12 protein-coding genes are annotated in these 13,556 nt (G+C 43.3%); 7 read left to right on the top strand and 5 right to left on the bottom strand.

Annotated elements, in window-relative coordinates; genetic code table 11:
- The first annotated feature begins 49 nt into the window (after window positions 1–49).
- Complete coding sequence (locus R7O03_RS00590; RefSeq protein ID WP_154204235.1) at window positions 50–1,495, top strand: PLP-dependent aminotransferase family protein; 1,446 nt, start codon at window positions 50–52, stop codon at window positions 1,493–1,495.
- On the opposite strand, the gene yjeH is transcribed toward R7O03_RS00590, so the two are convergent.
- On the bottom strand, window positions 1,496–2,758 hold the full coding sequence (gene yjeH / locus R7O03_RS00585; RefSeq protein ID WP_017819874.1) for an L-methionine/branched-chain amino acid transporter: 1,263 nt from the start codon (window positions 2,756–2,758) through the stop codon (window positions 1,496–1,498). It lies immediately after the preceding gene.
- A 327-nt stretch (window positions 2,759–3,085) separates the two neighbouring features.
- Between yjeH and R7O03_RS00580 the strand changes: the two genes are divergently transcribed.
- From R7O03_RS00580 to R7O03_RS00565, 4 genes are all read left to right on the top strand, one after another.
- On the top strand, window positions 3,086–3,541 hold the full coding sequence (locus R7O03_RS00580; RefSeq protein ID WP_005373615.1) for an Lrp/AsnC family transcriptional regulator: 456 nt from the start codon (window positions 3,086–3,088) through the stop codon (window positions 3,539–3,541).
- Between the two features lie 40 nt (window positions 3,542–3,581).
- On the top strand, window positions 3,582–4,496 hold the full coding sequence (locus R7O03_RS00575; RefSeq protein WP_017819875.1) for a LysR family transcriptional regulator: 915 nt from the start codon (window positions 3,582–3,584) through the stop codon (window positions 4,494–4,496).
- Window positions 4,497–4,605: 109 nt separating this feature from the next.
- A complete protein-coding gene (locus R7O03_RS00570) occupies window positions 4,606–5,220 on the top strand; it encodes a LysE family translocator (RefSeq protein WP_005373611.1) in 615 nt (204 codons plus the stop codon).
- 329 nt (window positions 5,221–5,549) lie between these two features.
- Window positions 5,550–5,879 (top strand): hypothetical protein, encoded by a 330-nt coding sequence (locus tag R7O03_RS00565; RefSeq protein ID WP_213886158.1) that lies wholly within the window; start codon window positions 5,550–5,552, stop codon window positions 5,877–5,879.
- 125 nt (window positions 5,880–6,004) lie between these two features.
- Here the strand turns inward: R7O03_RS00565 and R7O03_RS00560 are convergent, their stop codons facing one another.
- Both R7O03_RS00560 and R7O03_RS00555 read right to left on the bottom strand, forming a co-directional pair.
- The gene (locus R7O03_RS00560) at window positions 6,005–6,226 is read right to left on the bottom strand and encodes a hypothetical protein (RefSeq protein ID WP_213886157.1); all 222 of its coding nucleotides are present in this window, start codon (window positions 6,224–6,226) and stop codon (window positions 6,005–6,007) included.
- A 240-nt stretch (window positions 6,227–6,466) separates the two neighbouring features.
- The gene (locus tag R7O03_RS00555) at window positions 6,467–7,900 is read right to left on the bottom strand and encodes a glyceraldehyde-3-phosphate dehydrogenase (protein WP_005373606.1); all 1,434 of its coding nucleotides are present in this window, start codon (window positions 7,898–7,900) and stop codon (window positions 6,467–6,469) included.
- 615 nt (window positions 7,901–8,515) lie between these two features.
- Between R7O03_RS00555 and R7O03_RS00550 the strand changes: the two genes are divergently transcribed.
- Window positions 8,516–11,152, top strand: coding sequence for an ATP-binding protein (locus R7O03_RS00550; RefSeq protein WP_206225807.1), 2,637 nt, complete (start codon window positions 8,516–8,518; stop codon window positions 11,150–11,152).
- A gap of 68 nt (window positions 11,153–11,220) precedes the next feature.
- Here R7O03_RS00550 and R7O03_RS00545 read toward each other — a convergent pair whose 3' ends face one another.
- A complete protein-coding gene (locus R7O03_RS00545; protein WP_017635172.1) occupies window positions 11,221–12,564 on the bottom strand; it encodes an MATE family efflux transporter in 1,344 nt (447 codons plus the stop codon).
- 121 nt (window positions 12,565–12,685) lie between these two features.
- A complete protein-coding gene (locus tag R7O03_RS00540) occupies window positions 12,686–13,000 on the bottom strand; it encodes a DUF496 family protein (RefSeq protein ID WP_005373603.1) in 315 nt (104 codons plus the stop codon).
- 241 nt (window positions 13,001–13,241) lie between these two features.
- On the opposite strand from R7O03_RS00540, the gene R7O03_RS00535 reads away from it, so the two are divergent.
- On the top strand, window positions 13,242–13,445 hold the full coding sequence (locus R7O03_RS00535; protein WP_031777159.1) for a hypothetical protein: 204 nt from the start codon (window positions 13,242–13,244) through the stop codon (window positions 13,443–13,445).
- Window positions 13,446–13,556: the final 111 nt, after the last annotated feature.

The raw sequence follows: 13,556 nt of genomic DNA, 5'->3' as shown, positions 1-13,556 counted from the left end.
TTGCAATGTAGCGTTTAACTGGTAGCTTAAAGAGAGCCAGTTTTAACTAATGGATGGATCCAGTTTGTCTTTGATTGATATCGGTGACCTACATTTAAAAGACAGTGAAGGAACGCGTCAGCAAGCGTTGTTTTTGGCTATTCGCAAGAAAATTGTTCAAGGACTGTGGGTGAAGAATGGGAAGCTGCCTTCTACGCGGAAGCTTTCACAAGAGCTTAATCTAAGTAGGAATACCGTGATTTCTGCCTACGAACAGTTAGTGGCGGAAGGGTACTTGAACAGCCAAAAAGGTTCTGGCTTTTATGTTGCCGTAGAACTGCCAGAGCAGTACTTGCCTGAACCTAGTTCAGTTCAGAGAGACTCATCACCGAAAGCTCACTTTGATATCAACCGCGCATTTGCACCGGGTGTGCCGGATTTGGACGCATTTCCGATGGCGCAATGGCAAAAGTTACTCACTCGCCATATGTCTCGTACTTGCTTGTTGGGGAATCAAGATATTCAGGGTAGTTGGGCATTGCGCTGTGCTTTAGCTGACTACCTCGCATCAAGCCGTTCAGTGAATTGTTCTCCAGAGCGCATTATTATTACCTCTGGGGCGCAGCAAGCGTTGTCGATTGCGACGATGGTAGTGCTCAAACAAGGTGATAAGGTTCTGATGGAGCAACCAGGTTACGCGCAAATGCGGAAGTTGATTCAGTTCCAAAACTATCAATTTGAGCCTTTGTTCGTAAGAGAGACATTAGGTTTTGATGTGGAAGCGGTGACCACAAGCGATGCCGATGCCCTGTATATCACCCCAAGCAATCAATATCCGATGGGCACCACACTCAATACTGAGCAAAGAGGGAAGATCATCAACTGGGCAGTCGAACAGTCACGTTGGATCATCGAAGACGATTATGACAGCGAATTCCAGTTTGCTCATCGTCCCTATACCAGCTTACAGGGGCTAGCGGCTCAAATGGGTCGAGATGAGCGTGTGTTGTATGTGGGTTCCTTCAGTAAAGTGATGTTTAACGGATTGCGGCTTGGCTACCTTGTAGCTCCTGAACGTTTAGTAGAGCAATGTTTGGTGGTTAAGGATGCGTTAAGTGGTGATTCGCCGACGCATACACAAGAAGCATTGGCAGATTTTATTACTGAAGGTGGGTTATTACGTCATATTCGAAAAATGCGTCGACTGTACAAAACTAAGCATGAACAGATGCATTTATCCATTCAACAGCATTTTGGCGACCGTGTTTGCGTCGTTAGCCAAGCGGCGGGGCTTCATATTACGTTGAAATGGCAAGACGGTATGGATGAGCAGCGTTTTACGAAACTAGCAGAGCATGAAGGGATCATCTTGCGACCTTTGAGCTATTATGAACACCCAGATTTTCAAGCACGTCACTGGCATGGTGCCGTGCTTGGTTACGGCAATATCGCGTTAGAGAACATAGACGCTGGTATCCAACGTTTAGCTCACATATTTCGAAATGGGAAGCGATGACTATTCAACTACACGTGTTTGTCGCTTATGTCGCCACTGTTTCCAAGGCAGTAAAAGTAGAGTAAAAATGCCAAGTGCATAAAACATTGACCAGCCTAAACATATAAAAACACCGGTACAAAGCAGTAGGGACAGTCCCGCAAGTGTTTTACCAAATCCTCGAAGCAATTTGAAAGCGGCTAACATCGCCAACATGTAAACCAGAACGAATACACTGTTTGCGAGTTTTAGGAAAAACTCCAGATCGAGCTGTGATAGGGTTCCTATCACACAAGATATCAATAATATACCGCCAACTAATATGGTGGCTGAGAAAGGGACACCACGACGTGAAATCTTGGCTAGTGGACTAGAAGGACGATGTTCACGAGCTTGAGCCCAGACCATTCGCGCTAGACTCTGTGTGTATAAGTTAACGCTCGCGAAACAAGCGGAGAAACCTATCAAGCTGATTATCCATTTGGCTCCATCGCCTAGTAGTTGGGCACTAAGCCAGGGGATGGATGCGTTATCAAATTGAGCGTTACCATACGCGCCAAATTTTAAAATAACGACAGAGCATGCCCAATAGGTAGCCCCTGCTACAAAACAACCGACCACAATGGCAATAGGGAAATCTCTTTGAGGGTTTTTGAACTCTTCCCCCATATGGGCAAAAGCCTCTATGCCAACAAAACACCAGAACATCACGCCTAACGCTGCGGTAATAGGCCAAATTGACTCTTGTGTGATGGCGGGCATCACAAGATCGGCGCTGTTAACGTCGCCTTTCCATAAAAATGCGCCAACAAGTGCGAAGACACTCAAAGCAATAAGAGTTTGTAAATGACCTGATGATTTTGTGCCCATCAAGTTGACGAACACAAGTAGTACTACCGTCAGAATTTGTGCAAACAGATTGTTGCTAATAGGCTCTGGCAATATTTGTTGTAGGAAGCCTGCGGCGAGTGCAATCGCGGCCGGAACCCCTACCGGAATGACACTAACAAATAACCAAGCGACACTACTTTCCAGTTTGGCGTTAAAGGCTTTGCGTACAAAAAAGGCTGTTCCGCCCGCGTTGGGGTATCGTTTACCCAGTTGAGCAAAAGTCAGCGCAATAGGACAAATCGCGATGAACAATAAAATCCAAGCCCATAGTGAAAAATGGCCAGCTATACCTGCTGCGATAGCCGGGATCATAAACAGCCCAGTTCCCATTAATGTGGTGGATAACTGTGCGATACCTGATGTGAGTGAAATGTCTTTTTTGAGCTCTTCCATGCGAATTGATTCATCCAATGTTATGAGGCTTATTACGAAAAAGCTTGTGGCTTCTGGTTATTTCGTTTTATGTGTTTAAGCGATGCTATTTATGTGCTGAGTACTTAAGTTGGGAATTTGATTTCAATGTGTTATCTATTTTCTGTTGAAATGGATAACAGCACTCATCTCATGCCCGCCAAATAGCATATCCAAAATGTTAATAACAAAATGATTTACTAAACCGTCAATATGACGGTTGTTTTAAATAATTCCAACAAAATGTTGGTTTCTTATGCAGTTAGAATCGGTATAGAATGAGAAAAATAAGGAAAGCTTGGTAACGGTATGGACAAGTTTGATCATAAGATTGTGGATCTGCTCAGGCACAACGCTCGGCTGTCGGTGACTGAAATTGCGGATAAAGTAAACCTTTCTCGTTCTGCGGTAACGGCCCGTATTCGCAAGCTAGAGCATGACAAAGTGATTCTAGGGTATCACGCTGAAATTGCGCCTTCGGGTGGGGATTCGATTTGCGCCTATTTTGCCTTAAAGTTCGATAAATCAACCTCTACGTATTATTGCGAATCATACGCGGACGAATTATACAAAATTGATGGCGTAAAATGGTGTCATGCGATCAGCGGTGAGACGGACATGATGGTTTTTGTCGAAGTGCCTACGATGGCTCGCTTGAACGAAATCAGAGATCAAATTCAACGATATCCAGAGCTTCGAAACCTGATGACTCATACCGTCTTAGCTGAATTCTTTAACACGACTGGGAACCTGTTTGTGAAGTGACCATGAATGGATGCCATGTTGAAAACCCTTCTGAGCGAATATGTTAAACAACATTAATTTGAATCTACTTAGATCCTTGCATGTACTTTTAGAGGAGTGTCATGTCAGCCGGACCGCAGACCGTTTGCACATTACGCAGTCAGCTGTCAGTCGACAGCTTGCACAATTGCGCGATCTGTGTGGTGACCCACTGCTTATTCGTCAAGGTAATCAACTGATACCAACGCCACGAGCAATAGCGTTAAAATCAAAGCTTGATGCATTACTGGCTGAGTTTGACCATTTACTCGATGACCAACCTTTTGAGCCGCGGCAGTGGCAAGGTGAGCTTGTTATTGCTTCTAGTGACTACGTGGCGCAATACGTATTGCCCGATATTGCCTCTCACTTGGGTGAACAAGCGCCACAGTTAGATATGGCGTACCGACTGTGGCAACCCAACTTTCTTGATAAACTTCATGAGACGGGCATCCATATCGCGTCTTCTATGTATCCAGAAAAACCACAGAGTGTGTCGAGCGTTAAAATTGGTGAGGATTCATCAGTTTGTTTGATGAAATCTTCTCATCCGTTAGCAAAGCAGGACCAGATCAGTATTGAAGACTTGATTTCATATTCACACATCAAAGTGACTGGCGGCGGAGACAAAGATTCCTACACTGATTTAGCATTGAAAGAGCTAGGGCACACCCGCCACGTTACCTTTAAGGTTCCATTCTTCTCTGCTGCGATCAATCGCTTAGTTGCAAGTGAGCACCTGATGGTGGCTCCTGAACATATTGCCGTTAACCTCGCTAAGCATTGGGACTTAACCCATAAAGCATTACCACTCGAAACACCTATTCATCAATATTGGTTAATGTGGCACCCCAAATACGACACGGATCCTGCGCATAAATGGGTGCGAGAAGAGATTCGCTCAGTAATGCAAATCTCTGAATATTCCATTCGCTAATACGTACACCGTTTAGCTATGACTTGAAGTCATGATTAGTATGAATAACTTTGATTTCTAATTATACCTCTTCCGTTGATAGAGTGAGCTTCAAAGAGGGGAGATTCTTATGACACTAACAGTTTGGTTATCACTTTTTACCGTGTGTTTATTAGGGGCTATGTCACCAGGTCCCAGCTTAGCTATTGTCGCTAAGCACTCGTTGGCTGGTGGACGTATCAATGGATTAGCTACGGCTTGGGCTCATGCGTTTGGCATTGGTATATATGCGTTTATTACCTTGATTGGGCTCGCTGTTGTTTTGCAGCAAAGCCCGATGCTGTTCAAGACGATTAGCCTTGTGGGTGCGGCATATCTTGCGTATTTAGGGTTTAATGCTTTGCGTTCAAAAGGTGGTGTGGCTGCGAAGTTGGAGTCAGGTGAGGAAACAACGGTAATCCAGTCTGCGCGAGAAGGCTTTTTTATCTCGATTTTAAGTCCCAAAATTGCTTTGTTTTTTATCGCATTATTCAGTCAGTTTGTCGCGCTCGGTAATGATTTGAGTAATCAGATGATCATTGTTGCCACGCCGTTTGTTGTGGATGGGCTTTGGTACACCTTTATTACCCTAGTGCTATCGAGCTCTAAAGTCGTTGACAGAATTCGCTCTAAGGCAGTGTTGATTGATCGTTTGTCAGGGGTAGTACTCATGCTGCTGGCTCTTAGAGTGGTCGTAACGGTATAGACAAGCTCGCAAGACAGAAATACTAAAAGCAGCCCGTGTGGCTGCTTTTTTGTCTACTCTCAGTAACCCTTACACAATTTACGTAATTCTGACGCTAAACGTTGCTAAAATTAATATTATCAATAGTGTTACTTTGGTTCATATTCTCATTTGCTGTGAAAGCTACTTTCCAACGCATTGTTATAATGAGAACGATAGCCACTTAACGTTAATACTAACAGTGTCGCATATTAAGTCGAGAGTGCTTTATTGGATAAAAACGGACTTTCCTCTTACTTACCCTATGAAAGGGGTAGAGACTTCATGACCGTTTAGAAGGTGAGAGCAATATGCAAAGAATAGTAGATTTAGCTCCAGTAGTAATTTTGACCAGTGTTTGCAGCGTTGCTTGGATATTCTTTTCAACAAAGAGCATTTGGGTGTTTTTTGAACTGTTTGTATTTACGATGCTTGGCTTTGGCCTTTTGTACGGGTTACTACAAAAGGCTGATCCTAAACACTTTAACTTTGTTTTAAATCACATCGATGAAATTAAGAAGGAAGGCAAAGATGCTTGCCTAAGCGGCGCTCCGAAAGAATCCAACCCATACTCTGGTGTCGATGGTGATTTATGGGAGGCTGGTTACACAGCCTCCTACAACAAAAAGATAAAGCAATAAACCGCTAGGTGCTTATTCAATATTGTGCTTTTCAAAAAAGCACCCTGCCATTTTAAGGACAGGGTGAAAGCAAGAAGTTTCTCAGGAGCGGTCGGGGGAGAGAAACTCATCTAAATCTTATTTACTTACCGGCGAACCTCTTCAAATTCACCTTCAATCGCATCTGCTTTACCTGTATTAAACTCATATTCTTCGTGCATTTCTCTCTGCATTTTCTTGACGCGCTTTTCAATACGATTGCCGGTAATTAATGCTGCGATGGTCAACGGAATCGCAATGATCAAGCTAAATACTAACGTAAAAAAGCCGGTAATCAGTGCTAGTGCAGTTACAATAATCCGATTCATAATCATGACCTCTCTGTAATTTATGTGCTCAGATTAATGCTGTGAACATGAACAAAACATGAATGCTGACGTTCACTTTGTCCGGAGAGTGTCAAATGAATGAAACGAAAAAACGCCTGAGGGTGATCAGGCGTATAAACGGGGAAAAATATTAGTAATGCGCATGGCGCTTATTATTTAGAACAAATATGAGATATTGTCCGCTACGCTATGTGGTTAACGTTGTGGAGCAAAGTTCACCTATCGAGGGAATGTTTGGTAACGAACACCCATCATTTGTTCCATACAGTGCACAACTTGGCAGCTGTAACCGAATTCGTTGTCGTACCAGATGTAAAGTACACAACGCTTGTCTTGTGCGATAGTCGCTTGACCATCTACGACGCCTGCATGGCGAGAGCCAACTAAGTCAGTTGATACAATTTCTGTTGAATCGGTGTAGTCAATCTGTGCCGAAAGCTCAGAGTTCAACGCCATTTCACGCAAGTAATCGTTCAGTGAATCACGGTCTACGTCTTCACCTAAGTTTAGATTAGCGACTGCCATAGAAACGTTTGGTGTCGGTACGCGAATCGCGTTGCCTGTTAGCTTGCCTGCAAGCTCTGGCAATGCTTTAGCAACTGCTTTTGCCGCACCTGTTGAAGTCAGAACCATGTTTAGTGAAGCACTACGTCCGCGACGGTCACCAGAGTGGAAGTTGTCGATCAAATTTTGGTCGTTTGTGTATGAGTGCACGGTTTCAATATGGCCAGAAAGAACACCATATTTATCGTTCAGAGCCTTAAGGACTGGCGTGATTGCATTTGTTGTACAGCTTGCCGCAGAGATGATGGTGTCATCTTCTTTAATTACCGACTCATTTACACCGAATACAACGTTTTTGATGTCACCTTTACCTGGTGCTGTTAGCAGTACTTTCTCTGCGCCTTGACACGCTAAGTGTTGGCTCAGGCCTTCAGAATCACGCCAAACACCTGTGTTATCAACAACTAGCGCGTTATTGATACCGAAAGCTGAATAGTCTACTTCGCTTGGGTTATTTGCGTAGATAATTTGGATGTAGTTGCCGTTAACGATCAGTGCTTTACGCTCTTCATCGATAACAATACTACCGTTGAACTGGCCGTGAACTGAGTCACGACGCAGCAGGCTAGCACGCTTCTCCAAATCGCCTTTTTTACCGCCACGAACCACAATCGCACGTAGTCTTAGTGGGTAACCTGGACCACTTTTCTCAATGAGAAGGCGAGTAAGTAGTCGACCAATGCGACCGAACCCGTAAAGAACCACATCACGCGCTTTCAATGAAGAATCTGCGTCGCGAGCGCCATCAAGTGCAGTGATAAGGAAATCGTTTAGAGAGCTTGTATCGTCATGTTCATTCCAGTACATAGTTGCCAATTGGCCAACATCGACACGGCATGAAGAAATGCTCATTTCACAAAGCGCTTGAATAATAGGCATCGTGTGCTCAAGCGAAAGTGGGTTACCGGTATAACGTCTTGCAACGCGATGAGTTTTGAGAATGTCTATAGTAGTAGCATTAATAAGCGTTTTACCAAACAGAACCACTTCGATTCCTTTTTGACGATATAGCTTACCAATTAGAGGGGAAATAGATTCAGCAATCGTTTGGCTAGTTTGCCAGTCTTGGAGATATTTCTCTGGACTCATTGTTGTATTAGACCTTTCACGTTTTGGGGGCTAACCATACTCTCTGCTGTTGCCTCTTCGGCAGCGTGCAAGAGTGTGGTGGGTTATGTAATCGGGTTGTAATAGTTATGTGTGCGGATTCTAAGGTCGGAGTCCTTATTCTGCTAGGAAAATTAAATCCAGTGTAAAACACTACTTAAGGGGACGTTAGTGGTGGATTAATGTGACTAAAGCAGTGGTTTTCACGTATTGACATTTAGAAAGTAACTTACTTTTTTTGCGATGATAACGTTTGCTTTCAAATTATTTTTGTTGACAAAAATGGATATTTTGCATTTTTGTGTGATTTAACTCGATAAGGCAACTCAATAGGTAAACATACAATAGATGATTTCCTGAAAAGTGATGCGACTCTTAGTTGTGAGTGAAACTTTATTGTTTGCATCCAACTTTAAGATCAAAAAATATGACTTGAATCACAATTGCCACTTCATTAGCCGATGATAAAACACTCACAATAACCATAACCTAGGTAGGTGAATGTTGTTTGAAAGTAACAATGTCGTATATGCCTTTCAATGCAAGAAACTAGTCTAATATTAAATAAACGGATGAAATCAACCATTAGGCTGATGGATGTTGAGATTATCAATAAAAACACGCTTAGCACTCCTCGCACTATTACCCGCTGTGGTAATAGTGGTGTTTGCAGTTCAGCAGTTTTCTGATAATGCGTTGCGCGTGAGCCGTCTCAATCAAACGGTTAGTAATATTCAAGGTTTCCAATTGATATCCAAGGCCTCCCACTTTATTTACTCCATAGAGAAAGTACGCCGACAGCCTGATCTTCAAGTCTCTGCAGCCATTAATATTGAAGAACAAGGTGAAGTTATTTCTTCTTTGCATCAAAAGTTTGTGAGTAACCCTAATACTGCTGAGTATGCTGATGAACTGAAAGAAGCCATGCTGGGGGTATTGTCAGGTAGATTGAGTGAGATGGACGACCTGGGTGATTGGGCATTTCAACAGCTCCAAAATATGTCGCGCTCTTTGTTGCAAAATCATCAATGGTATGGCAGTGACGATGGCATTCGCATGCAAAATTTTATTGCCTACCTTGCTCAGCTCTCTTTTTGGACACAGAAAGAAGCTTGGCTGACGAACCGTTTAGTCCAAGACCCTAAGAGTCGGCTAAGTCAAAGTATGTTTTATCAGGCGATAGACCGACAGCAGCAAAATTTGGATGCGTTTTTAAACTTAGGTGGGTCATACGAGCAAGTGGATAAATTGCTTGGCTTGTTTACTTCGCCGAGATATCAGAGAAACTTGGCGTCTCGCGGACAATTAATCTCAGGAGACATGTCACAAAGTGACTACGCCGCGTATTTAAAAGAACTCGATTTTCGTGTGCAGCGCTTACAAGTGCTCATCGATGGGTTCACCAAACAAACTGAGCAGTCGCTTCTCACGCAGGTTCATGAACAAAAGGCCAATATAGCCATGATCAGTTTTGGCGTTGCCTTAGTGGTTATCCTGCTTTGTTGGCTCGGATTTAGTACTTGGTTCCGCGTTAACAGCAAACTCGATGCGATCATTCATACTTTAAACGCGTTGATCAACTCCGAAGAGAAGCAAACAAAAGTCAAAGTTGATGGAAGTGATGAACTGACCATTTTTGCTCAGCAAGTGAATCGAGTGGTTGAAGAAATGCAGAGACAAACTGAAGAAATACTGCATGCAAAAGAGTCAGCAGTATCGGCTAATCGTGCAAAATCTGTGTTTCTTGCCAACATGTCACATGAAATCCGCACGCCCCTTAACGGGATCATGGGCATGACAGAAATACTCTCTCAAAGTGAGTTGTCTTCGCATCAACAAGAAGTTGTTGATGACATTGACTCCTCATCTCAAACGCTGCTTACTTTACTTAACGATATATTGGATCTCTCTAAAATCGAGTCTGGACGATTGGAGCTGTCACTAGTAGAAGCGGATATCCGAGAAGTCGTGTATCAGTCGATGATTTTATTCCAATCCAAAGCAACATCTAAACAGCTAAAGTTAGGTATTAATTTAGCTGAAAATATCCCCATTCGCGTGATGGTCGATGATCATCGTGTCAAACAGGTAGTTACGAATCTGGTATCGAATGCGGTTAAGTTTACCGAAAGTGGGCATGTATGCGTTGATGTTAGTTATGAGGAGTTACTTGAGAAAGAACGTGGAGTGCTGAAGTTTAAAGTAGAAGATACCGGAATAGGCATTGATCAAGATAAGTTAACCACGATTTTTGAACCCTTTACTCAGGAAGATGAAGGAGTGTCGAGGCAATTTGGCGGCACAGGGTTGGGTTTGGCTATTTGTTGTCAGCTTGTGTCGATGATGGGGGGCAAGCTCGTAGCAACATCTACAAAAGGAGTGGGAACATGCTTTGAGTTCTCGATTGAGGTTGAAGCAATTCCGGTGTTTGGCTGGCGTTCGGAGGTAATTAATAAAGGGCTTTTGATCTGCTCAAATTACGACTACGCCGACCAAGTATTAAAAGAGTGTCGCTTAGCGAAAATCAATCTCTTTGGTGTTAATAATGTGAATGAAGTGCAAGCGATAAATGATGACTTTGATGTCATATTTCTGTGCCACAGTAACGACGCTAATACCGATGAAATCTTGGATAATCTATCATTTAATTACGATCTTCGCCGTGTGATTATTTGCCAGCATCATTTATCCACTCCCTACGAAAATGCAGAAAAAGTACATGCCGTACTCACATTACCTTTCCTTGGCAATCGATTTAAGCATGTCATTGATGATTTAGCTAAGGTTGAAAAGACTATGTCAAGTGACAATGTCACCAATAATGTTGTCAGCTCTGAATATCGAGCGTCGCGCTCTCATCGGAGGATCTTAATTGCGGAGGATAACTTGATGAACCAGAAAATAGCGAGTTTCTTTCTGGATAAAGCAGGTTATGACTATTTGATAACAAGCAACGGTCAAGAAGCGTTAGAAGCCATCACAAAGGGAGAAGAATTCGATGCAATTTTAATGGACTGCATGATGCCCGTGATGGATGGACTGACCGCGACGAAAGAAATTCGTCGTTGGGAAAAGAAAGCAGGACGTGAAAAAACGATGATTATCGCACTCACTGCGAGTGTTTTGGAAGAAGACATCCACAACTGTTTTGCGGCAGGCATGGATGCTTATTTACCTAAGCCGTATAAATCGAACCAGTTATTTGAGCTCTTTAGTGAATTAAAACTCGCCTAGCTAACATTTCAACTTAGACAAGGCGTCAAAACGATAAAGCCCCACTTCAGGGGCTTAGTTCTGATTATTCATTGTTGCGCGTTGGCTTGAGCGCCTGCGAGTTTGCGTATGGTTTGGCGATAGGTTAGGTATGCGGAAACACCAGCTAACAGGTTGCCGATACAAGCGCCTAAGAGTAAACCTCGGATTCCATCCATTTGAGCGCCAACCCACAAGCACGGTAGGAAAAAGACAAACAAGCGCAGCGCTGAAATGGTGAGCGCGGTGTAAGATTTGCCTAATGCATTACAAAGAGAAACCATTAGCATACAAACCCCTAATGAACCCAAACTGATCGGCACTATCAGTAAATGCATTTCCAAGACTTGCTCCACTTGCACATCACTTGTCATCAATAATGCGAGTGGGTTTGCGACGGCAAATGTAATGGCAGCAATCAAAAGTTGGAAACCTAGAATGAATTTTACGGCAATACTGACGAGCCTTTGGATATCTTCATAGTTCTTTGCTCCAAGTAAGCGTCCAACCATTGGAGGCATAGACATTGTCAGCGCTAAGACCGAAACGATAGCAAAGAACTCATAGCGTGAACCAAGCGCCCAAGCGGCGACTGCTGCGGTTCCAAAGCTCGCCAATAATTTTGTTGCTAGCATGGAAGACAACGGTGGCAGCAGTTGGCTAATCATCGCGGGGCCCATAATGTTACCGATAGATGCAACACTTTTGGCTACGTTAAGATCTTGCCATTGTGTCGTTGCCCAGTGGTTCTTCTTCACGCGAGGAGCGACGACTAAAATACCAAACCCAAAAGCGACGATGGTTGCTATTGCCGCTCCGTTAATACCCAAGTCAAACGTGAAAATAAATAGCGGATCGAGTACAAGGTTCACGCCGCTGGTTATCATCATCATTGTGCCAGGTAACATTGTATTGCCATTAGCTCGGCAGATACTGTAATAAAAATACAAAACTGCACCAGTCCATGAGCTTAATAACCACCAAGGCCAGTAACTGTCGATTATCGGCATAACAGATTCTGGAGCGCTTAATAGAGCTAAAATGGGGTAGCGCAAAAGCCAAATTAGCCCGCCAAAAATAGCGACACCAATTGAGCCGATCATCAATACTAATCCGCCAAGTTGTTTGGCATACTGGCTTTCATTCGCCCCAAGAGCTTTAGAAATGACCGCTGTCGTTGCGATCCCTAGACCGACTTGAATGCCGATAATGACCATTTGCAAAGGCAGAGTGAAACCTTGAGCGGCTAACGGTAAAACGCCGAGCTGACCGATAAACGCGCTATCCACAAGCTGAAAGCTCATTAAAGACAGAACGCCAAAAAGCATTGGCCAGGTCATCGTAAATAATTGTTTTGCAAGCGTTGGTTGTGTACTTGTCGTAGTTGAAGACATAGAAAGCTGAATGCGTTAGGAATAAGAGTTAGATTGATTGTACACGGCGGTTAGTTTAGAGACAAAAATAAACCCCGAGGAAGATATTCTTGCTCGGGGTTCGAAAATCTAGCTCACGCGTTTATTTTTTGCCGCTAGTTTGCTTGTCTTCTTCAGTCAGCTCACGAATGCGACGGCTGATGTCACGACGTGCTTTAGAGATCTCAGCGCTTTTAATGATGTGGTCATCAACACGATCTTCATAGTCTGCTTTCATATTTTTGATGATTGCGACGATTTCATCGTGAGTCATTTCTGGTTTGATGTAGTCTAGAAGGTTTTCTAGAAGATCAACACGTTTACGGTTATCACGAACTTTCTTCTCGTTATCAAGAAGCTCACGTTTTAGTTTGTTTTTACGACGAGCTTGGTTAACGATTTCAAATACGCTACTCATAGTTCTCTTTCCTAATTTTATGAATATCTTCCTCGATTAAAGCACAACATCCAGTGGCATAACAGTCTTTAGATCAATAGCAATGCAGAGTTGAACATTTCTCAACCAATTGCGCTGTGTCCATATAATCGTGCTGCTTTCTTCGAGTTTTGGCCAACATCGTAGAATCCATCGATTAATTGTCATAACGTGGCCTTCACTATATTATCAACACCATTGAATGCAAAATGATGAACTTGATATGGACTCTGGTAACACTGCGGAGCAAGTAAATAGTCAAGATAATGAGCAAGTCACTCGCTCTGTGGCTGAAAAGTTAAAAACGGCGTATATCAACGCCCGTGAGCAACTCGAAATCATCGAAGTTGAGCTTAATCGTTCAAAAATAATGATGGTCGACCAAGATGGCAATTTGACGAGAGTGCCGATTCTCTCGGAGCATTGATACCTGACCCTATTCGTAAGGGGTGTCAGGTCTTACGCTATGCTTTAGCCTGACACCAACACCTGAACCGCTAACGCTTCTTGCACTGCTGTGTGAATTTATGGAGTATGA

The sequence above is a fragment of the Vibrio sp. Vb2960 genome, from assembly GCF_033337665.1.
Lineage (GTDB): Bacteria > Pseudomonadota > Gammaproteobacteria > Enterobacterales > Vibrionaceae > Vibrio > Vibrio alginolyticus.
The sequence above is the reverse complement of the archived record's forward strand: the minus strand, read 5'-3'. Positions and strand labels throughout refer to the sequence as shown.